Source organism: Saccharopolyspora erythraea NRRL 2338 (genome assembly GCF_000062885.1).
GTDB classification, from domain to species: domain Bacteria; phylum Actinomycetota; class Actinomycetes; order Mycobacteriales; family Pseudonocardiaceae; genus Saccharopolyspora_D; species Saccharopolyspora_D erythraea.
This window is the reverse complement of the sequence record NC_009142.1, coordinates 1-25,101: the sequence shown is the minus strand read 5'-3', so window position 1 is coordinate 25,101 and position 25,101 is coordinate 1. Positions and strand designations below refer to the sequence as shown.

Genomic DNA, 25,101 nt, shown 5'->3' with positions numbered 1-25,101 from the left:
AAAGATCCCGGAGCCAGAGGGCGCCTGAGGTTCCGCCACCGGCACCGCCACGCAAGGCGAGTTCAAGTTCCGCCACTGGGGCGAAGGCAACTCCTCAGCCGTCCTGGGTGGGGGCCGACTCCAGGTCGAGGCCCCGCAACTGGGCGCGCGAGGAGATCCCCAGCTTCGGGAAGAGCTTGTACAGGTGGTGGCTGACCGTGCGTGGGCTGACCGAGAGCTGCGCGGCGATCTCCTTGTTGGTCATGCCGGTGGCGGCCATGCCTGCTATCTGCTTCTCCTGCCTGGTCAGCACGGCCGGGTCGGCGGTGCGCAGCAGCGCTCCCCGAGCCGCGCGCAACTGGCCGCGGGCACGTTCGGACCAGGGCGCCGCACCGAGGCTGTCGAACAGCTCCGCCGCCTGCTGCAACTGCCAGCGGGCCTCGGCCTGGCGCCGGTTGCGACGCAGCCACTCGCCGTGCAGCAGGGCCGCGCGGGCGCGGTCGAAAGGGCGGTCCTCACCCAGGTCGGCGCCGGTGGCGGTGGCGAAGTCGGCACCGGACTCCTCGACCAGGGCCCGGCACATGTGCAGGTGCAGCTTCCGCCACCGCGCCGTCGTCCCGCGGCAGCCTTCCCGCACCTCGGAAAGCAGCACCTCGGCGATGTCCGAATGTCCACATCGGACCGCCGCTTCGACGAGGTCGGGGTGGACCAGCGCCGCGACCTTGCTGTTGGCGTACGGCGATCCCTCCGACCTGATCGACGACAACCGCCGGTACGCGTCGGCGTCCCGTCCCCTGGCCAGGTCCGCCAGACCCAGCGCCCAGCTCACGTGCGCCGCGGCGGCACGGTTGCGCAACACCAGCGCCGTCTCCAGCGCGGCGTCGGCGTGGTCCCGGCACCCGTCCCAGTCGCCCCGCACGGAGGCGAACCGGGCGAGCAGCGCCAGGCCGTCGGCCATCCGGTTGCGCTGCCCGGTGTCGCGGGCCAGCCGCACCGCCTCCTCGGCGTGCGCCTGCCCGTCGCGCCACAGCCCCAGGTGGTACTCGGTGTCGGCCACCCAGTTCAGCATCACGGGCAGGACGCTGGCCACGCCCTTGAGCCGGAACGTCCGGCAGGCCGCGAGCCCGAACTCCCTGGCCTGGCGCTGGTGCGGACCGAGCCAGCTCATCGCCATCACCCACAGGAACCGGATCTCGTCGTCGGGCGTGGGCAGGGCGGGTGCGGCATCGAGCAGCTCGCGCGGGGTGGTGCCCTCCAACGGCAGGCGCCCTTCGAGCGCGGCGCACATCCGCTCGGCGAGCAGCCGGTAGTCCGGCCCGCAGTCCAGTTCGGTCATCAGCCGCGCGGCCCGGCCCGCGTCCTCGATCCGCCCCGACAGGTAACCGCCGTCCACGGCGAGGAAGAGCAGGGTCAGCGCCTCCTCCGGGTTGTGCTCGGCGACCTCCTGGGCACCCCGGACGAACTGCGCGCACGCCACCGCCGGGTCGTTGCTGTCCAGGTCGATCAGGCCCAGCAGACGCGTCAGCCCCACCCTGGCGTGCATGTCCGTCGGTGCGGTCATGACCTCGGTCGTCAGCGCCCTGGCGAGGTCGGGCTGGCCGGACTGCCACGCCGCGTACGCGGCCGAGGCGGTGCGCCGCGTCCGCCCCTCCGGATCGGTGCTCAGCTTGGCCGCGCGCTGCAGGACCGACACCACCGCGGCGCTGCCGCCGCGCCGCTCGGCGGTGTCGGCGCTGCGCTCCAACGCCGTGGCGAGCTCCTCGTCCGGTTCGACCGCCGCCATCGCCCGGTGCCAGGACGCCCGGTCGGACTCACCGCGGTCGGTCAGCTCCTCGGCCACCGCGGCGTGCGCCTTCGACCGCATCCGCAGCGACGCCTTGTGGTAGGCCGCCGACCGCATCAGCGAATGGCGGAAGCGCACCCAGCGTTCGGTGATCTCGAGCTGGTCGTAGCCCCTGAGCACCGAGTCCAGCACCCCGGCGTCGATGCCCAGGCGGGCGCAGGCGCCGAGCACCACGCCGAGCCTGCCGGTCTCCTCGACGGCCACCACCAGCAGCAGCGCCCGGGCCTTGGCAGGCAGCCCCTCCATCCGCTGGATGAACGCCGTCCGCAGGCGCTCGCTCAACGGCACGGTGCCCAGCAGCAGCGCGTCCCCGACGAGCTGCTCCGGGGCTCCGAGCCGGGTCAGCTCCCGCAGCGCGAGCGGGTTGCCTCCGGTCGCGGTGATCAGCGAGTCGCGGGCCGGTGCGTTCCAGCCCAGCTCGTCGAGCAGGTCGTCGGCGGCTTCGTCGGACAGTCCGGTCAGCAGCATGGTGGGCAGATCGCGGGCCTCCCGCTCGTGCTGCTCGGCCTCGCCCATGCCGAACAGCAGCGCGATCGGTTCGGTCGCGATCCGGCGGGCGGTGAAGTACAGCGCGCCGAGCGTGGCCCGGTCCAGCCATTGCGCGTCGTCGACGACGACGAGCAGCGGTGTTCCGCGCGCGGAGTACGACAGCAGCGAGCACACCGCCGCCGACACCACGAACTCGGTCACCGGCAGTTCGGACATCCCCAGCGCCGCGCGCAGCGCCTCGGCCTGCGACGGCGGCAGCCCGTCGATCTCGTCGAGCAGCGGAGCGACCAGGTGCTGCAACCCGGAGAACGCGAGCTCGGACTCCGATTCCAGTCCGGAGCAGGACAGCAGCCGCATTCCCGCGGCCCGGCGTTGCGCGTACTTCAGCAGCGTGCTCTTGCCGATCCCGGTTTCACCCCGGAGCACCAGTGCGCGGCCTCTCGCCGACCTCGCGTCCTCCAGAATCGACCGGATCGCGCGGCGTTCGCGTTCGCGCCCGTGCAACACGTGTTCTTCGGCCGGGCGAAACGCATTGCCCGGCATGCTCGCGACATCTTCGGTTAAGTCGTAATCATCCACAGCGGCACCCCATCGCGCGGCCGGAACCCCCCAGTGCCACCAGCCGCGGCGAACGGGTTCACCGGTCCACATCGTCATGGCTTTTCGTGATTGTCCCCCGCGAACGCGAACCTGGGAAACCGGAACGCGTTCGCCGCGGTCACGACGATGACGCCCGGAGCCGGAATTGCCAGTGCGAGAACAGCCGGTGCTCGCTGTGCTGCCACCTGAGCACCTCGACGACGCGGTCGATCACGTCGATGTCGGTGACGGGTTCGTCCGAGCGGAACTGCCGCCACACCCTTTCCAGGCACAGAAGCAGCACGGCGCCGTCGGGCATCGGGTCCTGCAACACGTCGGCGGACCTGGTCACCAGGTGGACCAGCGCGGCACCCGCGTGCACCGCGCAGTACTGCTCACCGAGCCGGAACAGCTCGTCGGAGGTGCTGTACTCCTTGCCCCACCGCTGCTTGAGCCGCGTGGTGCCCTCGTGCAGGCGGTCGAGCTCGCCCATCAGCCGCTGCGCGACCTCGGCGGATCGCAGGTACCACCGCCGTTGCGCGGGGTCATGCTGCCTTTCGGCAAGGGCGCGCAACCGCTCGATGCCGTCCGGCATCGCCAGCACCGTGTCGTCCTTCCCGCGGCTGAACAACGACTGGCGTTGCGGTTGCCAGCGCGGCAGCTTCGCGTCCACGTCGTACAGCAGCCCGACGCTCTTCTCGGCGCCGGCGCGCAGTTCTTCTCCGGGATCGCGTGCGGTGCCGAGCAGTTCGTGCAGTTCCAGGGCGATGTTCTTGAGGTTCACAACGGTGTTGCCGTCGGCGAAGATGGCCACCAGGACATCACGCATCATCTTCTGGTACACACCGAAATGGGGATGGTCGCGCAGGTAGAGACGAGCCCCGAGAACGACCGACGTCTGCGCCATCGTGCGTTCCAGCAACGTCGGCACGAAGTACTTCACCACCGATGAGAAAACGCTCGCCTGCGCCGGATTTCCCTGCAAACCGCGCACGGCCTCGGTGCACAGCGCATCCCCGATCAGCAGGTCCGCGAAGCATTCGGCGAGCTGCCGCCGGGAGTACGGGATCTCGACGACCTTCCTGCCGAAGATCTCGCGCTGCTCGGCGAAGTCCATCGCCAGCCGCAGCGCGGTGTCGACGGCGCCGAGCGACATGCTGCAGATCGAGATCCGGGCGACCTGGGCACCCTTGATGGAGATCTCCAGGCCCCTGCCCTCCTCGCCGAACCTGCTTGATTCGGGTACGAAGACCTGGTCCAGCCGGAACCCGCCGAGGTCCGAGGCGCGCAGCCCGTGCAGCCGCTCCCGCGGCAGGTGCTCGAAGGTGCCGGGAGCGCACTCGCGCTTGTCCACCGCGAACAGCGACCACCCGCCCGGTCCGCCGCGCTCGTCGGTGCGCGCCTGCAGGCTCACCACGTCGGAGACCGTCGCGTTGCCGATCAGGTACTTCTCGCCGGAGAGCAGGTAGCCGCCGGGCACCTTCTCGGCCCGCATCTCGTTGGCGAGCACGTCGCTGCCGTGGTGCCGCTCGGAAAGTCCCCACGCCATCTTCGTGCCGTCGGTGATCGCGCGCACGAACCCCTCGCGCTGCTCCGCGGTCCCGGCGATCCAGGCCGGCATGAAGGCCAGGTCGGTGAGCATGACCGCGGTGGCCGCCGCGGGGTCCCGGCGCGCCACCAGGCGCAGCAGGTTGAACCCCACCTCCACGTCGATCGCGCGCCCGCCCCACTCCTCCGGCAGGAGGTAGGTGTGCAGGCCCCACTCGTGCAGGACGTCGACCAGCTCGTGCGGGTACCGCTCGCTCTCGTCGTGCTCCAGGATGCGCTGGTAGGACATCCGGCTGGACGGGTCGTGGGGGTCGCCGAGGTAGCGCTCCACTTCCTCCGCGAGCGAGATCAGGTGTGAGACGGTCACGGTGCTGCGCCCCTTCCAGACAGCTCTCTGCAAGACAGAGGCCCCGCATGCCCGAAGGGATACATCGCTCAGCCGATCAGCCGCTCTCCCCGGCATTCTTCGAGGGCCACCAGTTCCACTTGCGCAGCAGCACCGCGATGGCGGGGATGACCAGCGTCCGCACGACGAAGGTGTCCAGCAGCAGGCCGACGCCGATGGTGAAGCCGAGCTGCGCCAGGATGTCCACGGTTCCCGACATCAGCGCGAACATGCTCGCCGCGAAGATGATGCCCGCCGAGGTGATCACGCCTCCGGTCGTGGCCACCGCACGCGCGATTCCCGCCCGCGACCCGTCGTCGGACTCCTCCCTGATGCGCGACATCAGCAGCATGTTGTAGTCGGCGCCGACCGCGACCAGGATCACGAACGCGATCGGCTGGACGCTCCAGTCCAGCTCGCCGCCGAGCAGGAACTGCCAGAACAGCACGGCGATCCCCATCGCGGCGGCGTAGGAGAGGATCACCGAGACCAGCAGGTAGATCGGCGCCACGACGCTGCGCAGCAACAGCATCAGGATGACCAGCACCGACAGCAGCGCCACCAGCGCGAAGACCGAGAAGTCCGCGTCGGACATCCGCGCGAGGTCGCGGTTCACCGACGCCGAGCCGGTGTTGTGCACCCCGCTTCCGTCCAGCGAGGTACCGCGCAACGCGTGTTCGGCGGTACGCACGATCTCGCCGGTCCGGTCCATCGCGGCCCGGTCCAGCGGGTCGCCGCTGTGCAGCACGACCAGCCGGGCCGTCCTGCCGTCGCCGGACAGGAACATGCCGCTGGCCATGGCCATCCGGGGATCGCTGAGCGCGTTGGGCGGCAGGTAGAACCCGCCGACGCCGGGGTGGTGCGACTCGGCGCGCACGGTGCGCAGGAAGTCCGCGGCCTGGGCCAGCCCCCGTTCCAGCTCCTTGACCGAGACGGTCGCGTTCGCGGTGCCGTCGCGCAACCGGCCCGCGCCGTCGGCGGCCAGGCCCGCGTTGTCGGAGAGCTGCTGCGCGCCGTTGGCCGCCTGGCCGGCCCCGTCGGCCAGGGCGCCGAGCTGGTCCCGCATCGTGCGCTGGCCCTCGGCGAGCCGCGCGATGCCGTCGCGCGCGGTGGCGATCCCACCGCGCAGGTCGTCCATGCCGGAGGCGAGGTCGCCGTTGCCGTCGGCGATCTTGTGCGCGGCGGCGGCCGCCTGCTCCAGCCCAGGCAGAAGCTGGTCGCGCTCGCTGACGTAGATGTCGCCGATGCCCTTGCGCGCCTGGGCGCAGATCGGGTCGAGCGAGCACACGGCGTCGGCTTGCAGCGCGTGGTAGGCCAGCCCGAGACCGTCGACGGCCAGCGATGTCTGGTCGCGCGCCAGGTCGAGTCCGGTGGCGAGCTGCCGCGCCCCCTCGGCGAGCGTGGTCGCGGCCGATCCGGCGTCGTCGGCGCCGTCGCCGGCGGTGCCCAGACCACCGTGGGCCGTGTTCAGGCCGTTGAGCAGCTGGTCTGCGCCGTCCACCGCGCTGCGCGCGCCCGCGGCCAGGCGTCCGCTGCCCGCGGCGAGCTCCGCGGCTCCGCCGGCGAGCCTGCCCGTGCCGTCGGCGAGCCGCCCCGCACCGTCGGCCAGTCCGCCGATGCCCTGCTGACCGCCGCCGAGCTGCTCCTCCGCCGCGCCGAGCCGGTCCCCGACCACCCCGACCTGGTTGCCCACGTTGGCTTCCGCGATGGGCTCGCCGGTCGGCCTGGTCACGCCGCGCACGGCCCGCACACCGTCCACTTTGGCCACGTTCGCCGCCGCGGTCTCCAGGGCCGCGAGGTCCTGCGGGTTGCGCATGTCGTGGTCGGAGTTGACCAGTAAGTACTCCGGGAGGATCTCGCCCGCAGGGAAGTGCTTGCCCAGCGCGCCGTAGCCGAGGTTGCTGTCGGTGGCGGCCGGTTGCACGGCTCGTTCGTCGTAGCTCAGCCGCGCTGCCGGGTAGAACGCGGCGAGCAGGAGCAGCACCACCAGCCCCGCCGCCAGCACTCGGGCCGGCCTCGCCACCACGCGTTCGGCGATGGCCGTCCACCGGCCGTTCTCCGGCGAGCGCCGCGGCATCGCCCAGCCGCGGGTGGCCGCGATGGCCAGCAGCGCGGGCGTCAGCGTCAGGCCCGCCGCCAGGGTGACCGCGAGGCTCACCGCGATGGCCGGCCCGGTGGTGCGGAAGATGCTGACTTCGGCCAGCGCCATGCCGCTGCAAGCCGCGATCACGGTTCCCGCGGAAGCCGCGATCACCGCCGCCACCCGCCGGTTCGCCGTGATCACCGCCTGCTCGGGGTCGTCACCGGCGCGTATCCGCTCGTGGAACCGGCTGAGCAGGAACACCCCGTAGTCGGTGCCCGCGCCCAGCACCACGGCAGTGAGCAGCGACGCGGTGAAGGTCGAGACGTCGAAGAACTGCAGCCCGCACACCGCCGTCACCGCGCGGGCGGTGCCCAGCGACAGCCCGATGAGCGCCAGCGCGACGAGCGCGGTCACCACCGACCGGTAGATCACCAGCAGGATCGCCGTGATGAGCCCGACCGTCACCGCGGTGATGACGAGCATGCTCCTCTCGATCTCGTCCTGCATGTCGGCGATCGTGGCCATCGGCCCGGTCACGTGCACGGCCAGCGAGTCCGGCCGCCCCTGCTGCGCCGTCTCGCGGATGTGCTTGATCTGCGCGGTGGTTTCCGGGGATCCGTTCTCCCCGCGCAGGCCGACCGGGATGTAGATCGCCTTGCCGTCGCGGCTGACCAGCGCGTCGGCCAGCTCGGGCTGCGAGACGGCGTCCTGCACCGAGGCGATCCGCGAGTCGTCGCGTTCCATCCGGCCCACGAGCTCGGCGTAGTAGCGGTGGTCCTCTTCGGACAGACCACTTTCGTCGGCCAGGACGACGAACACGAGGCTGTTGGCGCCCTCGCCGCCGAACCTGCGGTCCATCTCGGGCAGTGCCCGCACCGATGGTGCGCTGTCGGGGACGAACGGGACGCGGCTCTGCCCGATCACCGCCTCGAGCTGCGGCACCAGCACGTTCAGCAGCGCGGCGAAGGCCACCCAGGCGCAGACGACGGCACCTCGTCTGCGGACGACGAATCTGCTCAGGCGGGCTAACGGACCACCGTCCCGCTCGTCCGACCCCGTCGCGTTCATCGGACCGCCGACACCGGACGCGCGCCGCGCCGCGGTGGTGGAGCGTGGACCGGGATGTGCATGACGCGCTCCCTTCCCCAGGTTCCGGAGCGCTGCCAGGGAAGAACGGATCGATCACCGTTGTCAAGGGCTCGATCGACTCCTGGCGGCGTATGCGCTGGTCAACGACTGCTGAACTGGCCGTGGAAGCCGAACGGGATCGCATGCGGCACCTCGGCCCTGGCGATCTCGGTGAACGACCGGCCGTCGAGCGCGAGCATGAACGACCGGCCCGCGGCCGAGTCGAGGACGACCGAGAGCACCGCGCCGTCGTCCTCGGCCTCCGCTTCCGGGGCAGGCACGAAAACCGGTTCGCCGGGGTAGCAGCCCCCCTCGTACCAGGTGCTCGACCGCCCGTCCTCGACGTCGATCTTGACGAGCTGGTCGAGGAAGTCGCGCCCGTCGTGCCCGCGCATGCCGACGCCGTAGGCGCAGCGGTAGGGCCGGCCGTTGCGGTGGCCGTAGGAAATCCCCGGCAGTTCCAGCGGTTCTTCGGCCAGGCGGTGCGAACGGGCGGTCCCGGCGTCGAGATCCACCCGGTACCGCATCGGCGCGGGCACCGGCATCCGCGCACCCGAACGCAGGCGGTCCAGGTAGAAGGAGTCGACGACACCCGAGTCCGGATACGCGCAGACGTCGACCACCAGCTCCCCACCGTCCACATAGGAGTTGATGTGGTGGAAGGCGAAGAACGCCTCCTCGGTGCGGACGCTGCGCACCGACCCGTCGTCCAGTCCGATCACGATGAACCGCGTCCCGAGCTCCGGGCGCCAGCGGTAGTTCTCGATGAAGGGCTTGCCGCTCAGCAGAAACGCGAGCGGGTTCACCACGAACGGGAACTCCACGAGCACCACGTGGTCCTCGGTGATGGCGAAGCTGTGCAGGTAACCGGGCTGGTCGGTGGGCACCGACGCGAGCAACTCGCGAGTCCGGCCGTCCGGTCGCTGCCGGTAGATCCGGTACTCGCTCTGCCGGGAGAAGCGGAGCACGTAGTTCACGAGGTCGCCGGTGCGCGGGGCCTGGTGCGGGTGCGCGGTGGTGACGTTGCCGCCGATGCTGTCGTCGTACCCGGAGATCCCGATCGTCTCCAGGGTGTGCGGGTCGAAGTCCACGGCCATCGGGATCTCGGTCAGCGCCGCATACGTGTCGTCGCCGTTGGGCACGACGTTCACGCACGCGTTGGCCGAGGGTTCGCTGCGCCGGAACCGGGTGAACAGCCGCGCGAACAGCGAGCGGCACGGATCGGTGGCGAACTCGGCGTAGCGGATGCGCCCGTCGCGGGCGCTGCGCAACGCCGGGCTGTCCAGGAACCGGTTGCGGTAGGCCACCCTGCCGTCGGCGATGGCGAAGCGGTGCAGCATCGCCTGGCCGTCGAACCAGTGCCGGAACCTCCTGCGTCCGGCCTCGAACTTGGCCGGGCCGTTGCGCAGCAGCTCGCCGCTGAGCCACTCCGGGAGTTCTCCGGTCACCGGCAGCTCGGCGACCTCGACCTCGCTCTCGAGGCTGGCGAACCCCCGCGCGAAGCCGGTGGCGGGCGTGTCGTCGGAATGCGTCCGAGTACTCATAACATAGTTATGTAACACTGTTTGAAAACGGCGTCAATCCTCATCCCGACGACGAAGGCGCAGCTCAGGCGGCACCCGAAAATCAAAACATTGTTATGCTATGTTGCCGGGATGGGGCGAAAGAGGGTCCACGACGACAAGCTGCGGCTGCGACTGCTCGACCGCGCGGGCGAGCTGCTGGCCGAAGGCGGTGCCGACGCGCTCGGCCTGCGCAGCCTGGCCAAGGCGGCCGACACCTCGACCAGCGCGGTCTACTCGCTGTTCGGTGGCAAGGACGAGCTGCTGCACGCCCTGTACGAGGAGGGCTTCCGCCGCCTGGCCGAGCGGCTGCGGGCGGTGCCCGCCGACGACGACATCGTCGAGCACCTGGTCCGCTTGAGCCACGCCTACCGGGCCAGCGCCCTGGAGGGCCCGCACTACTACCGCGCGATGTTCGACCGCCGGCGGACCGCCGAGGAGGACGACGCCGTCCGCCGCGCCGGCCACGACGCCTTCGAACCGCTGCTGGAGACCGTCCGCCAGTGCGTCGAGCAGGGCAGGCTCGTCGACGCCGACCCCACCCTGGTCGCCTCCGCCCTCTGGGCCCACGTCCACGGCCTGGTCTCGCTCGAGCTGAGCAACCTGCTCCCCGACGTGGGAGACGACATGTTCGAACGCGCCATCCGAGCCGGCCTCTCCGGCTGGCAAACGACGACTACCGCCGATCGCTGAATACGAGCGGCCCCAACCCGAAAGCCCTGACCACCGACAACCAAATTGCAAACGGCGAAAACGGGCGGTCCGGACTCAAAAGCCCCAATCCACCGAAACCAAAGCCGACGAAACAACCGAATCGACGACAACCCCGAAAAGCGCCTGCCGGCCACGAACGACCCACCACATCCCCAAGGAGGACCGAAGGGTCTGGTCGAAGACCAGGCCGGGAACGGCGGAGAAGCTGCGAAGCCGGAGAGAAGCGACCACCGCACCGTGGGGGTCTACGGGGGCTCGGCCCCCGTAAGGAAATCAGGAAAGCGGGAAGGTGCGGAACGCACCGAACACGCGGAACGTGGAGACGAGGGGAATCGAACCCCTAACCCCCGCCTTGCAAAGGCGGTGCTCTGCCAATTGAGCTACGTCCCCCGGCGTCGAGCCGGTCACCGTCTGCTGGCTGTCCGCCGCGATGGCAACCGAGCCTCGAACGACATGAACTCCGCCCCGACCTGCTTCCGCTCTGGGAAGTGCAGGAGTGGAGGCGGAGTCGGCTCGCCGGTCGGCTCAGGCTTCCGCGGTGGCCTCGCGCCAGAGGTCGGCCTCGGCCTTGGCGGCGCGGTTGCGGCGGACGACGAACAGAACGGCACCAGCAACCACGGCGAGTGCGATCAGCTTCTTCACTTCAGTCGCCTCCTAGCACGGCGTTGGCCCGTGTCGTTCCGGATCAGTTCGTCGACACGGGGTGGTGGGCCTAGAAGGACTTGAACCTTCGACCTCTTCGTTATCAGCGAAGCGCTCTAACCGCCTGAGCTATAGGCCCCTGGTGCGCTCCAAACATTACATGACGCTCGGAGCGCTCCGAAACGGGGGGTGCATGTGGCGGCTGCCCTGGGGAAACCGCCACATGCTCGTCACTCCCGCTCGGACAGCGTCACCTCGACGCCACCGGCGAAGTCGGCGGCCACGTTGTAGATGAACGCGGCCACCGTCGCCAGCGCCGTGATGAGCACTATGTTGATCGCCCCGATGATCGAGGCGACGCCGAACACCCGGCCCGCGCTGATCAGCGGCTCGGCGGCCGCGTCGTCGGGCTGGGTCAGCTCGGTGAACGTGCCGTTGAGCTGGTCCCAGACGCCCATGCCGTCCAGGACGCCGTAGAGCACCGCCACCGCGATCATCCACACGAAGAACAGCGCCACGCTCAGCACCAGGGCGAGCTTGAGCACCGACCACGGGTCGACCCGCTTGACCTGCAGGCTGGCCCGCCTCGGTCCCCGGCTGGGACGTCTGGCGCTGCCCGCGGCGGTGGTGGCCCGCCCGGCGGACCCGAAGGTCACCGCGGTCCGGCCGCCCGAGGACGACTGCGGGACCTCGTTGCGGGCGGTCTCCTGCTCCTGCGCGGGCCGCGGGATCTTCTGGGTGTCCTCGGAGTCCGGCGCTCCGCCGGCATCCGCCGGGGACCCGGAGGTCCCCACCGGCTGCTCCGTGGGCCAGGAGGGCTGCTCACCGGCCGAGGAGGTTGCCGCACCACGTTGCCACGGCGGCGGTGCGTCGGTGCCGTCCAGCGCGGCGGCCTCCTCGCCGTGGTTCGGTGCCTGGTCCTCAGCGGCCGGCGTCCCCCGCTCGGCGGTGGACTCGGTGGCTTCTTCGGACTGCGTGATGACCGAGGTGTGGCTCGCGTCCTTGGACTGCGATGCCGATTCCCCCGGCTTCTCGGAAGGTGTCACGAGCGATCCTTCGATGATCGTCGGTGGCCTGTGGCGGTGTGGTTACCCGCTCCCCTATTTTTGCTGCTCCGGCCCGGCGGCGTCGGGATCGGCGGCCTCGTCGGCATTGCGTGCGACCGCGACCACCGAGGTCCCGTCCCCGAGGTTCATGAGACGAACACCCTTCGTCTGCCTGCCGGCCTTGCGCACCTCCTTGGCGGTGGTCCTGATGACCCCACCGGTCGAGGTGATCGCGTAGAGCTCATCATCCACATCGACGATGAGCGCCCCGACCAGCCTGCCACGCTTCCTGTCGTACTGGATCGTCAGCACTCCCTTACCGCCGCGACCCTGCACTGGATAGTCGTCGATGGGCGTCCGCTTCGCATATCCACCGTCGGTCGCGACCAGCACGTAGCGGTCCGGACGGACGACACCCATCGCGAGCAGTTCGTCGCCCTCGTTGAAGCGCATGCCCAGCACACCCGAGGTGGCCCGGCCCATGGGGCGAAGCGCCTCGTCACTGGCGTGGAAGCGGATCGACTGGCCCTCGGCCGAGACCAGCAGCAGGTCGTCGTCGGCCGAGCACAGCACGGCCCCGACGAGCTCGTCGTCGTCCTTGAGGTTGACTCCGATGAGACCACCCGATCGGTTGGAGTCGAAGTCGGTGAGCCGCGACTTCTTCACCAGCCCGTTGCGGGTCGCCAGGACCAGGTACGGCGCGGCCGTGTAGTCCTTGATCTGCATGACCTGGGCGATGTGCTCGTCGGGCTGGAACGCCAGCAGGTTCGCCACGTGCTGCCCGCGCGCGGTGCGGTTGGCCTCCGGCAGCTCGTAGGCCTTGGCGCGGTAGACGCGGCCCTTGTTGGTGAAGAACAGGATCCAGTCGTGGGTCGAGCACACGAAGAAGTGCGACACGATGTCGTCCTGCTTGAGCTGTGCGCCCTGCACGCCCTTTCCGCCGCGCTTCTGCGCCCGGTACAGGTCGGTCCGGGTCCGCTTGGCGTAACCGGTCCGGGTGAGGGTGACGACCACGTCCTCGTCGGCGATGAGGTCCTCCATGGAGACCTCGCCCTCGTGCGGGACGATCCTGGTCCGCCGGTCGTCGCCGTGCTTGTCCACGATGGCCATCAGCTCGTCGCGGATGATCTGGCGCTGCCGCTCGGGCTTGTCGAGGATGTCCTTGAGGTCCTCGATCTCGCGCTCGATCTCGGCGAGCTGGTCGACGATCTTCTGCCGTTCCAGGGCGGCGAGGCGCCGCAGCTGCATCTCCAGGATCGCGTTCGCCTGGACCTCGTCGACCTCGAGCAGCTCGATCAGGCCGGTGCGCGCGTCGTCGACCGTCGGCGAGCGCCGGATCAGCGCGATGACCTCGTCGAGCATGTCCAGCGCCTTGACCAGACCGCGCAGGATGTGGGCGCGTTCCTCGGCCTTGCGCAACCGGAACCGGGTGCGCCGGACGATGACCTCGACCTGGTGCTTGACGTAGTGGCGGATCACCTGGTCCAGGCGCAGCGTGCGCGGCACGCCCTCCACCAGCGCCAGCATGTTCACGCCGAAGGTGTACTGCAGCTGGGTGTGCTTGTAGAGGTTGTTCAGCACCACCTTCGGGATCGAGTCCCGCTTGAGGGTGATGACGATGCGCATGCCGCGCCGGCTGTTGGACTCGTCGGCGATGTCGGAGATGCCGGTGAGCTTGCCCTCGCGGTGCATCGCCGCGATGCTCTCGATCAGGTTGTCCGGGTTGACCTGGTACGGCAGCTCGGTGACGACCAGCGAGGTGCGGCCCTTGGTGTCCTCCTCGACGTCGACCACCGCGCGCATCTTGATCGAGCCGCGGCCGGTGCGGTAGGCGTCGGCGATCGCGTTGGTGCCCATGATCAGGCCGCGGGTCGGGAAGTCGGGGCCCTTGATGCGCTCGATCAGCGCTTCCAGCAGCGCCTCGTCGTCGGCCTCGGGGTTCTCCAGCGCCCAGACGACGCCGTCGGCGACCTCCCGCAGGTTGTGCGGCGGGATGTTCGTCGCCATTCCGACCGCGATCCCGCCGCCACCGTTGACCAGCAGGTTCGGGATGCGCGCGGGCAGGACGTCGGGTTCCTGGCTGCGACCGTCGTAGTTGTCGGAGAAGTCGACGGTGTCCTCTTCGATGTCGGCGAGCATGTGCATCGCCAACGGGTCCAGCCGGGACTCGGTGTACCGCATGGCCGCGGCCGGGTCGTTGCCGGGCGAACCGAAGTTGCCCTGGCCGTCGATCAGCGGGTGGCGCATCGACCACGGCTGCGCCAGTCGCACCAGGGTGTCGTAGATCGACGAGTCACCGTGGGGGTGGTAGTTGCCCATCACGTCGCCGACGACGCGCGAGCACTTCACGTAGCCGCGGTCCGGGCGGTAGCCCGAGTCGTACATCGAGTAGAGCACGCGACGGTGCACCGGCTTGAGCCCGTCGCGCACGTCGGGCAGCGCACGGGCGACGATGACGCTCATCGCGTAGTTGATGTAGGAGTTCTGCATCTCCTGCTGGATGTCGACCGGTTCGATCCGGCCGTGTTCCGGCGGCAGGGTTTCCGTCACGGGTGGGGGTTCCTTTCAGGCGGGTCAGCGTGTTCCTGCGCGACCACAACGCGGGCGAGTGTTCCCTCGGACCTTTGCCGTTCCGTTGCGAACGGGGCACTTCTGGCGACTGCCCATGGCGGGGGTCCTCCGGGGATGGCGGGTGGCCGCGATGTCAGATGTCGAGCAGACCCGCGTCCTTGGCGTTGCGGGTGATGAACGAGCGCCGGGCCTCGACGTCCTCGCCCATCAGCACGCTGAACAGCTCGTCGGCCGTCGCCGCGTCGTCGAGGGTGACCTGCATCAGCAGCCGGGTCGCCGGGTCCATGGTGGTCTCCCACAGCTCGTCGGCGTTCATCTCGCCGAGACCCTTGTAGCGCTGGATGCCGTCCTCCTTGGGCAGCTTCTTGCCCGCCGAGGCACCCGCCTCCAGCAGCGCGTCGCGCTCCTTGTCGGAGTAGGCGTACTCCGGCTCCGACCGCGGCCACTTGATCTTGTAGAGCGGCGGGCGCGCCAGGAAGACGTGACCGTGCTCGATCAGCGGGCGCATGAACCGGAACAACAGCGTCATCAGCAGCGTCTGGATGTGCTTGCCGTCGACGTCGGCGTCGGCCATCAGCACGATCTTGTGGTACCGCAGCTTCGACAGGTCGAACTCGTCGTGGATGCCGGTGCCCAGCGCGGTGATGATCGACTGGACCTCGTTGTTCTTGAGGACCTTGTCGATGCGCGCCTTCTCGACGTTGATGATCTTGCCCCGGATCGGCAGGATCGCCTGGAAGCGGGACTCGCGGCCCTCCTTGGCCGAACCACCGGCCGAGTCGCCCTCGACGATGTAGAGCTCGCACTCGTCGGGCTGGTTGGACTGGCAGTCCTTGAGCTTGCCGGGCAGGCCGCCGATGTCCATCGCGCTCTTGCGGCGGACCAGCTCCTTGGCCCTGCGCGCGGCCACCCGCGCCTGCGCCGACGAGACCGCCTTGTTGACGATCGTCTTGGCCTCGGTGGGGTTGCGCTCGAACCAGTCGGTCAGCCACTCGAAGGCGTTGGTCTGGACGAACGACTTGACCTCGGTGTTGCCGAGCTTGGTCTTGGTCTGGCCTTCGAACTGCGGCTCGGAGACCTTCACCGACACGATCGCGGCCAGGCCCTCGCGGACGTCGTCACCGGTCAGGCTGCCGTCCTTGTCCTTGAGGAGCTTCTTGTCCTTGGCGTAGGCGTTGACCACGCGGGTCAGCGCGGAGCGGAAGCCCTCCTCGTGGGTGCCGCCCTCGTGGGTGTTGATGGTGTTGGCGAAGGTGTAGACCGACTGGTTGTAGCCGGAGTTCCACTGCATCGCCACTTCCAGCTCGTGGCCCTTGCCGGACGCGCTGAAGGACACCACCTTCTTGTGGATGGGCTCCTTGGTGGCGTTGATGTGGCGGACGAAGTCCTCGAGCCCACCCGGGTAGTGGAAGGTGCGCTCGGTCGCGCGGGCGGCGGCGCCGCTGGCGTCCTCGCCGCCCTCGTGCTCCTCCGCGGCGCGCTCGTCGCGCAGGACGATGGTCAGGCCCTTGTTCAGGAACGCCATCTCCTGCAGGCGGCGCGAGATCGTCTCGGCGTTGTACCTGGTCGTCTCGAAGATGGTCGGGTCCGCCCAGAACGTGATGGTGGTCCCGGTCCTGGTGGTTCGCTCGCCCTTCTGCAGGTCGTGGACGGGCTTGGAGTCCTCGTAGCGCTGCCGCCAGACGTGACCGTGGAGGTGGATCTCGGCCTCCAGGGCCGTCGAGAGCGCGTTGACCACGGACACGCCGACGCCGTGCAGACCACCGGAGACCGCGTAGCTGTCGCCGCCGAACTTGCCGCCCGCGTGCAGGACGGTCAGCACGACCTCGAGCGTCGGCTTCTTCTCCACGGGGTGCATGTCGACCGGGATGCCGCGGCCGTCGTCGACGACGCGCACGCCGCCGTCGGCCAGCAGGGTCACCTCGACCCTGGTCGCGTAGCCGGCCATCGCTTCGTCGACGGAGTTGTCCACAACCTCCTGCACCAGATGGTGCAGGCCGCGCTCACCGGTCGAGCCGATGTACATGCCGGGACGCTTGCGGACTGCCTCAAGGCCCTCGAGAACGGTGATTGAGGAAGCGCTGTAGTCGTTCTTCTTCGATGCCACGGGCCTCGGTGTCTCCTAGAGCAGGCTGTTCTGTCAGGGTGGTCCGGTGGGCGGAGCCCACTTGCGCCGCTGCACAGCATCGGGACCAGTGCGGAACGGCGTCACACGGATGGCCGAACCTCAGCGGTGCGCCGCTCATCGCCCGGCGGCCGTCGGGTGTCGCCGGGAAGCCGAGCCGCGCCCCTCAGATTGATTCTACTGGTCCCGCTCGACAGAAGTAGGGCAAGGACACCCCTGACTTGCTCACAGAGTCGAGAAATCGGATCAGGACACCATCGGAGAGCGGCAACGCCCCCTGCGAACCTCCTGCGCGGCGTTCGGAGCCCCGCCGCACAACGTCCCCGGGCACCCGCCGCACAACAGCACCGGCGGAGTGGTCCAGGCCACCTAACGGGTGCGATTCACCCACCCCGCGAATCCAACTCCCGCCTTCGCACCTCTTATTGGAAGGGGCCCCGACCCGCGCCGACGGCGGGCGCAACCCCGCTATGAGGAAGAGGCGCGGAGGCAAGCCTTGGATTCACCGCTTTCGGGTGGTTGGGGCCTGGCGTTCGGTCGAGCGGGTTGTAGCGGCCCGGCGGTGGCCCGCGGCGGTGGTTCGCCGGTGGGTTCGGCGGGTTCAGGGATCGCCGGGGCAATGTGTCGGGCATGGCGGGGCCGGGCGAGCCGGAGGCGCGGAGGGCGGGACGAAGACGTGTCAGGCGGTGAGGGGGCACGGCCCGCCGGCGGAGGCACGACCCGGCGGGGCGTGGCGACGGCGCGGAGATGTAGGCGGGATGGAATCGGGCGCGGTAGAGCAGTGCGGTGGGCCATAGGTCGCGGTGGGCGACGGCAAGTGGGCGGCCAGGTCACGGCTGACGAGCGGCGGCCGACCCCGGCCATCCACAGGGCCCGACTGCGGAGTCAATGGCCAAGTGAGTTCGGCCAACCCGATCACGGTCGGCCCGGTCGCTACCCGGCGGCTCGCGGCCCACAGGTCACGGCCAGCCCGACCGAGGCCAACGGACGACGCCGGTCACGACGGCCCACGCCCCCATCGGCCCAGGTCCACACGTCGCGGCAAGCCCGACCAGGGCCAACGACCAGGCCGGCCACGACCGGCATACGCCCCATCGGCCCAGGGCCACACGTCGCGGCAAGCCCGACCAAGACCAACCGACCACGCCGGCCACGACCGGCCCACGGCCCAGGCCGTCGCGGCTGCCCGGTCAGGGCCGACCGACCGTGCCGTGACCAGCGCAAAAGGCATATCCGCCCACTGAGTCAGACACCCCCGCCGCTGGGCGGCGCCGCGGGCTCGCCGGGTGCGGGCGGGCCGCGCTCCCGGCCAGCGGCGGCTGCGGGACCAGCCGCCTGCACGGTCAGCCGTAGGTGTCGCGGGGACCCCGACCCGGGATGTGGCGGGGGCCGTGGCGCCAGCTCGGCGCGGCCGGGCCCTGGACCTTGATGCGGCGCACGACGTCCTTGCCCACGCCGTCGGCGATGCGCTTGAGGATCTGGCGCTGGAGCAGGCGGAGCTGGGTGGCCCACGCCGTCGACTCGGCCTGCACGCTCAGCTCGCCGTCCTTGAGCGCGACCGGCTTGGTGTGCTCGGCGATGTCACCGCCCACCAGGGTCGACCACTCCCCGAACACGCGACCGCCGGAGAGGCGGTCCGCCCAGCCCCGTTCGGCCGCGATGCGGGAAGCGAGCCGACCCAGCGGCTGCGGGTCGCGGTCGTCGGCGCCGGGCCCCGACCAGCTCCGGCGCCGCCGCTGACCACCACCGCCGTAGCGGCGGCGGGCCGTCGAGCGCTTCGCCTTCGACTGCTCGCGGGCCGCCTGCAGCGCCGCCCGCGCCAGGTCCGGACCGTTCAGCGCGGCACCGTCGGTGCCCATCGCCACCCCGGTGTCCGCAGAGTTATCCACACCATCCACAGAGTTATCCCCAGATGTGGGTAGTTCGGCTTCGGTAGGTGTACGCGGCATCACCCTGCGTGTATCGAGCCGCTCATTCGACACGCCGCACCTCACCTTCGCGCACGTCGAAGCGGACGCCGGTGAGTTCCTCCGGGACGTCCTCGGCCACCGCCGCCGTGACGAGCACCTGCTCGGCGCCCGCGACCAGCTCGGCCAGCCGCGAGCGGCGGCGCCGGTCGAGCTCGGCGAAGACGTCGTCGAGGATCAACACCGGTTCCGCGCCATCCTCCGCCAGCAGGTGGTAGGAAGCCAGGCGCAACGCCAGGGCGAACGACCACGATTCACCGTGACTGGCGTATCCCTTGGCAGGCAGCTCGCCGAGCATCAGCTCCAGGTCGTCGCGGTGCGGCCCGACCAGCGACACGCCTCGCTCCAGCTCCTGAGCCCGGACCCGCTCCAACTCGGCCAGCAGCGCCTTCTCCAGCACCTCGACGTCGGCCGGCTCGCCGCGCGGCACCCCGTAGCCCTCGGGCAGCGACTCGCCCAGGCTGCTGCGGTAGCGCACGTCGGCGACCCGGCCCGACGGCGCGGTCTCCTCGGCGGTGGCCGCGACGTTGGCGTACGCACTGGTCACGTGGGGTGCGATGGCCGCGACGAGATCCAGCCGACCGGCCAGCAGCTCGGCGCCGTAGCGCGCGAGGTGGCCGTCCCAGACCTCCAGGGTGCGCAGGTCGCCACCCGAACCACCGCGCTTGGCGGCGCCCGCCGATTTGAGCAGCGCGCTGCGTTGCCGCAGGACGCGGTCGTAGTCCGAGCGCACGCCCGCATAACGCGGGGCACGGGCCACGAGCAGGTCGTCGAGGAACCGCCTGCGCTCGCCGGGGTCGCCCCGGACCATCGCCATGTCCTCCGGCGCGAACAGCACGGTGCGCAGGATCCCGAGCACATCGCGCGGCTTGCCGGCCGCACCGCGGTTGATCCGCGCGCGGTTGGCCTTGCCCGGGGTGATCTCCAGCTCGACCAGCAGCTCACGCCCGTGGTTGACCACCGCGGCACGCACCACCGCGCGCTGGGTGCCGTAGCGCACGAGCGGTGCGTCGGTCGCGACCCGGTGCGAGCCGAGCGTGGCGACGTAGCCGAGCGCCTCGACCAGGTTGGTCTTGCCCTGGCCGTTGGAGCCGACCAGCACGGTCGGCCCCGGCTCGAAGGTCAGGTCGGCGTGCGGCCAGGACCGGAAGTCGGTCACTTGGAGATGGCGGACGTACACGGCGGTCCAACATAGTCGTGGGTGCCGCCCGCTTGGTGCGGTTCACCGAGCGGGCGTGACCGGAGCCGATACGACGACGGATCGATTTGTCGACAAATCGATGTGGCGTGGTGGTTCCGGTGCGCGCCCTCGCGGATGCGCACCGGAACCAGCGGCGATCAGCTCTTCTGGACGGAGTGCCCGCCGAACTGGTTGCGCAGCGCGGCGACCGCCTTCATCGCGGGCGAGTCGTCCTGCCTGGAGGCGAAGCGGGCGAACAGCGCGGCGGTGATCACCGGGGCGGGCACCGCGTTGTTGATCGCTTCCTCCACCGTCCAGCGGCCCTCGCCGGAGTCGCTGACGTAACCGCGCAGCTGCTCCAGCTCCGGGTCCTCCTCCAGCGCCCGCACCAGGAGGTCGAGCAGCCAGGACCGGACGACGGTGCCGCGGCTCCACGCCTTGATGGTCGCGGGGACGTCGGTGACGACGTCGGCGGCCGCGAGCAGCTCGAAGCCCTCGGCGTACGCCTGCATCAGGCCGTACTCGATGCCGTTGTGCACCATCTTCGCGTAGTGACCCGCGCCGACCGGCCCCGCGTGCGCGAAGCCCTCGTCGCGGGGACCCTCCGGACGCAGTGCGTCGAAGATGGGCATCGCCCGCTCGACGTCCTCGGCGTCACCGCCCGCCATCAGGCCGTAGCCGTTGTCCGCGCCCCAGACGCCGCCCGACACGCCGACGTCGACGTACTTGATGCCCTTCTCCGCCAGCAGCGCGGCGTTGGCCTGGTCGTCGGTGAACTTGGAGTTGCCGCCTTCGATCACCAGGTCGCCCGCCGAGAGCAGCCCGGCGAGCTCCTCCACGGTCTGCCGGGTCGGGTCGCCGTGCGGAACCATGATCCACACGATCCGGGGCCCGGACAGCTTCTGCACCAGGTCGGCGATCGATGCGACGTCGCTGACCTCCTGGTTCCGGTCGTAGCCGACGACCTCGTGGCCGGCGGCGCGCAGCCGCTTGCGCATGTTGAAACCCATACGGCCGAGACCGACAAGTCCGAGTTGCAACCCGATCTCCCTAGAACGATTCCGTAGTCGGTGGCGCGTGCCACCGGTTGGCACGTGCTCGCGGTTCAGCCGGGCAGGCGAACCGGCATGAGCAGGTAGAGGTAGCCCTCCGCCACCTCTCCATCTTCCCCGACCGGCTTGAGCACCGCCGGTCGGTTCGATGTGGTGAACAGCATCTGCGCGCGGTCGGACTTCAGCGCGCCCAGGCCGTCGAGCAGGTAGGCCGGGTTGAACGCGATCGTCAGGGCCTCGCCGACCAGCTCGACCGGCAGCTCCTCTTCCGCGCTGCCCTCGTCGTCGCCGCCGGCGGTCAGGCGCAGACCCGCGTCGGAGAACTCCAGCCGCACCTGGGTGCCGCGCTCGGCGACCAGCGAGACGCGCTTGATCGCCTCGACCAGCGGCGCGACGTCGACGACCGCGGTCACCGCGCTCTCCGAGGGCAGCAGCTGGCGGTACTTCGGGAACTCCGCGTCGAGCAGCCGGGTGGTGCTGCGGCGGCTGTTGCCGGAGAGGCCGAGCAGGCCGTCACCGGAGGCCAGCGAGATCTCGACCTTGTTGCCGCCGGTGCCGAGGGTCTTGGCCGAATCCGACAGCGTCTTGGCCGGCACCAGCACGGAGGTGTCCTCGATGGTGGTGCCGGGCTCCCAGGTGAACTCGCGCATCGCGAGCCGGAACCGGTCGGTGGCGACCATGGTCAGCCGGTCGGCGTTGATCTCCATCCGCACACCGGTGAGCATCGGCAGCGTGTCGTCCTTGCCCGCGGCGACCGCGACCTGCGAGACCGCCTCGCTGAACAGGTCGCCGGGCACCGAACCCGCGTGGTCGGGCATCGCGGGCAGCTCGGGGTAGTCCTCGACCGGCATCGTCGGGAGGCTGAACCGCGAACTGCCGCAGGTGATCGTCACGCGCGAGCCGTCGACGGTGATCTCGACCGGGCGGTTCGGCAGCGCCTTGGTGATGTCGGCCAGCAGCCGCCCGGAGACCAGGGTGCGGCCGGTGGAGTCGATCGAGGCGTCGATCGTGACCTGCGCCGAGACCTCGTAGTCGAAGCCCGAGATGGTCAGCGCCTCACCTGAGCTGGCGTCGAGCAGCACTCCGCCCAGCACCGGCACCGGAGGCCGCGACGGCAGGCTGCGCGCCACCCAGGCGACGGCGTCGGCGAGACCGTCACGTTCCACGCGGATCTTCATGGGTGTCCTTTCGGTTTCAGCCGTGGCTCGGCTGCCGGAGAACTGTGGTCGAGCCTGGGCACTTCGGGGTCGAACCGCTTCGGGCGCGGACGCCGGCGGAGCGGTCCCGCGCGACTGCGGCGAGCACGAAGAGCGGCTACCGGCCTTCGCGGGAGTTCCACCGTAGAGCGTTCGCGGTGAACGCCGCATCCGGGTCGGGGCACTCCGCGGGAGCCGTCCACCCCGTCACCGCGAGTTGTCCACTTGTCCACCGCCCCTTCTCTTCTTTTCTTTTTTCTTTCAAGAGAAGAAAGGAGCGCAGTAGTAATAGGGGCTGTGGGTTGTGGGGACAGCCGCTGTTTGTGCTGGTGGTGCGGCGGGTCGGACTGTGGATGAACACTGGGTGTAACCGGTGGATGGTTCCTTCGGGTGGTGGACAACTTCGGCGCCCCCCAGGTCCATCCACAGCCATCCACAGTTGTCCACACCCCATCCACAGCTCGGGCCCTAGTTGTACCCATCCCCTGCGGATTTTCCCCATCTCCACCGATCGGGGTGTGGGTGGATCTGTGGGTTTCCTGTGATCAACTGCCCGGAGCCTGTGGGTCGGCTGTGCACAGCCTGTGGGTGGATTGGGGAGAACTCCAGGTCAGGTCTGGGGATGGGTCGACTGTGGACAGCCGGCGTCGCGGCGGGTTTTTCTGGCGCGGGGGTGAGGCGAAGGACACCCGGGGGCCCAGAAAAGAACCAGTGCCCTGGAAGCGTTTCCGTGTACTCGGTGGCGTTACCGCGGGACCCGCAGTAGTCGAATCCCGAGTCTCGGCGGTGCCGGCGGATGCTGTGGAACTTTTCTGATGGACCGGTGGGGTCGCGCGCGGGTGGCTCAACAGAAAGATCTGACGTCCGCAGCCGGGGTCATCGGGACCGCCGCGCGCTCTCCGCGCGCCCTGTCGTCCGCGCCCCAGAGGCCGGGTCGGGGGTCGGCCGCAGCATCGGAAGCGCCGGCGACGGCCATCTGGCCGGGCTTGCCGGACGTCCCGGGGTGCTCTCCGCGGCTGCCGGCTCAGACCGCCGCTGCGGGCGTCGCGCGCCGCGCGGCCACGACGACCCTCGGGATCGACGCGCGGGTTTTCTGGTCGAGGGGGTGGCTCGCGCCGGGGTGGTTCAGCAGAAAGATTCCACGTCCGCCCCGAGGGTGACGAGCCCGGCCCGCGACACGTCGCGGTGAAGCCGTGGAGATAGGTGTGGAGGGGAACGAGCGCGCCGAGGGCGTCAGGAGCCGCGCGACTGCTGCTTGATGCGGGAGGTCAGCTCCTGCACCTGGTCGTAGACCCGCCTGCGCTCGGCCATCTCCTTGCGGATCTTCTTGTCGGCGTGCATGACCGTGGTGTGGTCGCGGCCGCCGAAGCTCTGGCCGATCTTCGGCAGCGACGAGTCGGTCAGCTCGCGGCACAGGTACATCGCGATCTGGCGGGCCTGCGCCAGCGCCTTGGTCTTGCCCGGGCCGCACAGGTCGTCGATGGTGACGCTGAAGAAGTCGGCGGTCACCGCCATGATCGTCGGCGCGGTGATCTCCGGCGTCTGGGAGTCCGGGATCAGGTCGCGCAGCACGATCTCGGCGAGCTGCACGTCCACCGGCTGCCGGTTCAGCGAGGCGAACGCGGTGACCCGGATCAGCGCGCCCTCCAGCTCGCGGATGTTGCGCTCGATGCGCGCCGCGATGAACTCCAGCACGTCGGCGGGCGCGTTCATCCGGTCCTGGGCCGCCTTCTTGCGCAGGATCGCGATCCGGGTCTCCAGCTCCGGCGGCTGGATGTCGGTGATCAGACCCCACTCGAACCTGGTGCGCAGCCGGTCCTCCAGCGTCCGCAGCCCCTTGGGCGGGCGGTCGGAGGACACCACGATCTGCTTGTTCGAGTTGTGCAGCGTGTTGAAGGTGTGGAAGAACTCCTCCTGGGTGCCTTCCTTGCCCTCCAGGAACTGGATGTCGTCGACCAGCAGCACGTCCACGTCGCGGTAGCGGCGCTGGAAGGCGACCTGGCGGTCGTCGCGCAGCGAGTTGATGAAGTCGTTGGTGAACTCCTCGGTGGACACGTAGCGGACCCGCATCCCCGGGAAGAGCCGTTGCGCGTAGTGCCCGACGGCGTGCAGCAGGTGCGTCTTGCCGAGCCCGGACTCACCCCAGATGAACAGCGGGTTGTACGCGCGGGCCGGCGCCTCGGCCGCGGCCACCGCCGCGGCGTGCGCGAAGCGGTTCGACGCGCCGATGACGAAGGTGTCGAAGGTGTACTTCGCGTTCAGCCTGGTCTGCGAGGTCGGCGGGGCGTGCTTGGGCGCGGTGAACGGCTGGCCCTGCTGGGCCTCGGGCGCCTGGCCGCGCCCGAACGTCGGCCAGATCTCGTTGGCCGCGTCGATCGCCTCGCGCTCCTCGTCCACCTCGTCGTCGGACTCCGGCGCCGCCTCGGACTCGCCCTCGTGCGGCGTCCCCGCCGTCAGCTCGGCCGCGGTGGGCCAGTCGTGGTACTCCGTCGTCGGGTAGTCCGCGCTCTGGTAGTCGACCACCCGCGGCTGCTCGGCCGTCGGGTAGTGGTTGTCCACGGCGGGCAGCGAGCCGGTGACCGGCGGGGTGAAGGAGTCCGTTCGCGGCGGCTGCAGGTAGGAGGAAGAGGTCGAGATGTAGGGCGAGACGCCGGCCTCGGCGAAGCCGGTCGGGCGGTCCGGTCCGGTGATGCTGTCCCGGGTGGGCCACGACTCAGCGGGTGGCGGGGCCGGCCTGCTCGGGGCCTGGACCGCGGTGTCGACCTTCACGGCGAGCGAGACGTCGCGGCCGAGGCGGCGCGAGAGCGCGTCGGTGATGGGTTCGCGCAGGGCGCGTTCGATGGCTTCCTTCGCGAAGTCGCTGGGCGCGGCCAGCAGTGCCGTCCCGTCCAGCAGGCCGATGGGGCGCGTCACGCGCATCCACGCGCGCTGCTGGGGTGAGAGCGTGCCGGAGGACAGCTCCTGCACCACCTCTTCCCAGACCCGGCCAAGATCCGCCTGGTGGTCGGCCAC

13 protein-coding genes, 2 tRNA genes and 1 pseudogene are annotated in these 25,101 nt (G+C 70.1%); 1 reads left to right on the top strand and 15 read right to left on the bottom strand.

What is annotated here, in order from left to right:
* Positions 1–94: 94 nt before the first annotated feature.
* The 4 genes from SACE_RS00075 to SACE_RS00060 all read right to left on the bottom strand — a co-directional run bounded on the left by SACE_RS00075 (position 95) and on the right by SACE_RS00060 (position 9,578).
* Positions 95–2,854, bottom strand: a complete 2,760-nt coding sequence (locus SACE_RS00075; RefSeq protein WP_162131613.1) for a helix-turn-helix transcriptional regulator — start codon at positions 2,852–2,854, stop codon at positions 95–97.
* A gap of 175 nt (positions 2,855–3,029) precedes the next feature.
* Positions 3,030–4,805, bottom strand: a complete 1,776-nt coding sequence (locus SACE_RS00070) for an acyl-CoA dehydrogenase family protein (RefSeq protein ID WP_009945678.1) — start codon at positions 4,803–4,805, stop codon at positions 3,030–3,032.
* Between the two features lie 76 nt (positions 4,806–4,881).
* Positions 4,882–7,878 carry an MMPL/RND family transporter gene (locus SACE_RS00065; RefSeq protein ID WP_009945679.1) on the bottom strand — a complete coding sequence of 999 codons (2,997 nt, stop codon included), beginning with the start codon at positions 7,876–7,878 and terminating at the stop codon, positions 4,882–4,884.
* A gap of 257 nt (positions 7,879–8,135) precedes the next feature.
* Entirely contained in the window at positions 8,136–9,578 is a 1,443-nt protein-coding gene (locus SACE_RS00060) for a carotenoid oxygenase family protein (RefSeq protein WP_009945681.1), read from the bottom strand.
* 111 nt (positions 9,579–9,689) lie between these two features.
* Here SACE_RS00060 and SACE_RS00055 point away from each other — a divergent pair, with 111 nt between their 5' ends.
* Positions 9,690–10,289: a TetR family transcriptional regulator gene (locus tag SACE_RS00055; protein WP_009945682.1), complete on the top strand. Its 600-nt coding sequence runs from the start codon at positions 9,690–9,692 to the stop codon at positions 10,287–10,289.
* A 338-nt stretch (positions 10,290–10,627) separates the two neighbouring features.
* Here the strand turns inward: SACE_RS00055 and SACE_RS00050 are convergent.
* The 11 genes and pseudogenes from SACE_RS00050 to dnaA form a co-directional block, all read right to left on the bottom strand.
* A tRNA-Ala gene (locus SACE_RS00050) sits at positions 10,628–10,700 on the bottom strand.
* A 144-nt stretch (positions 10,701–10,844) separates the two neighbouring features.
* Positions 10,845–10,952, bottom strand: a pseudogene (locus SACE_RS38935) (DLW-39 family protein); the annotation flags it as partial.
* A 62-nt stretch (positions 10,953–11,014) separates the two neighbouring features.
* Positions 11,015–11,091, bottom strand: a tRNA-Ile gene (locus tag SACE_RS00045).
* A 91-nt stretch (positions 11,092–11,182) separates the two neighbouring features.
* Entirely contained in the window at positions 11,183–11,998 is an 816-nt protein-coding gene (locus tag SACE_RS00040; protein ID WP_009945685.1) for a DUF3566 domain-containing protein, read from the bottom strand.
* 54 nt (positions 11,999–12,052) lie between these two features.
* Positions 12,053–14,548, bottom strand: coding sequence for a DNA gyrase subunit A (gyrA, locus tag SACE_RS00035; protein WP_009945686.1), 2,496 nt, complete (start codon positions 14,546–14,548; stop codon positions 12,053–12,055).
* A gap of 154 nt (positions 14,549–14,702) precedes the next feature.
* A complete protein-coding gene (gene gyrB / locus SACE_RS00030) occupies positions 14,703–16,676 on the bottom strand; it encodes a DNA topoisomerase (ATP-hydrolyzing) subunit B (RefSeq protein ID WP_029621526.1) in 1,974 nt (657 codons plus the stop codon).
* Between the two features lie 1,361 nt (positions 16,677–18,037).
* The gene (locus SACE_RS00025; RefSeq protein ID WP_009945689.1) at positions 18,038–18,559 is read right to left on the bottom strand and encodes a DciA family protein; all 522 of its coding nucleotides are present in this window, start codon (positions 18,557–18,559) and stop codon (positions 18,038–18,040) included.
* 106 nt (positions 18,560–18,665) lie between these two features.
* Positions 18,666–19,841: a DNA replication/repair protein RecF gene (gene recF / locus SACE_RS00020; RefSeq protein WP_009945690.1), complete on the bottom strand. Its 1,176-nt coding sequence runs from the start codon at positions 19,839–19,841 to the stop codon at positions 18,666–18,668.
* Between the two features lie 158 nt (positions 19,842–19,999).
* Entirely contained in the window at positions 20,000–20,881 is an 882-nt protein-coding gene (gnd, locus tag SACE_RS00015; protein ID WP_009945691.1) for a phosphogluconate dehydrogenase (NAD(+)-dependent, decarboxylating), read from the bottom strand.
* Between the two features lie 65 nt (positions 20,882–20,946).
* A complete protein-coding gene (dnaN, locus tag SACE_RS00010) occupies positions 20,947–22,071 on the bottom strand; it encodes a DNA polymerase III subunit beta (protein WP_009945726.1) in 1,125 nt (374 codons plus the stop codon).
* 1,251 nt (positions 22,072–23,322) lie between these two features.
* Positions 23,323–25,101, bottom strand: coding sequence for a chromosomal replication initiator protein DnaA (dnaA, locus tag SACE_RS00005; RefSeq protein ID WP_009945727.1), 1,779 nt, complete (start codon positions 25,099–25,101; stop codon positions 23,323–23,325).

Excerpts from the sequence above, each read along its gene's own strand:
- SACE_RS00075 (WP_162131613.1), bottom strand. The coding sequence starts at position 2,854 with ATGCCGGGCAATGCGTTTCGCCCGGCCGAAGAACACGTGTTGCACGGG.
- SACE_RS00060 (WP_009945681.1), bottom strand. The coding sequence starts at position 9,578 with ATGAGTACTCGGACGCATTCCGACGACACGCCCGCCACCGGCTTCGCG.
- SACE_RS00055 (WP_009945682.1), top strand. The coding sequence starts at position 9,690 with ATGGGGCGAAAGAGGGTCCACGACGACAAGCTGCGGCTGCGACTGCTC.
- dnaN (WP_009945726.1), bottom strand. The coding sequence starts at position 22,071 with ATGAAGATCCGCGTGGAACGTGACGGTCTCGCCGACGCCGTCGCCTGG.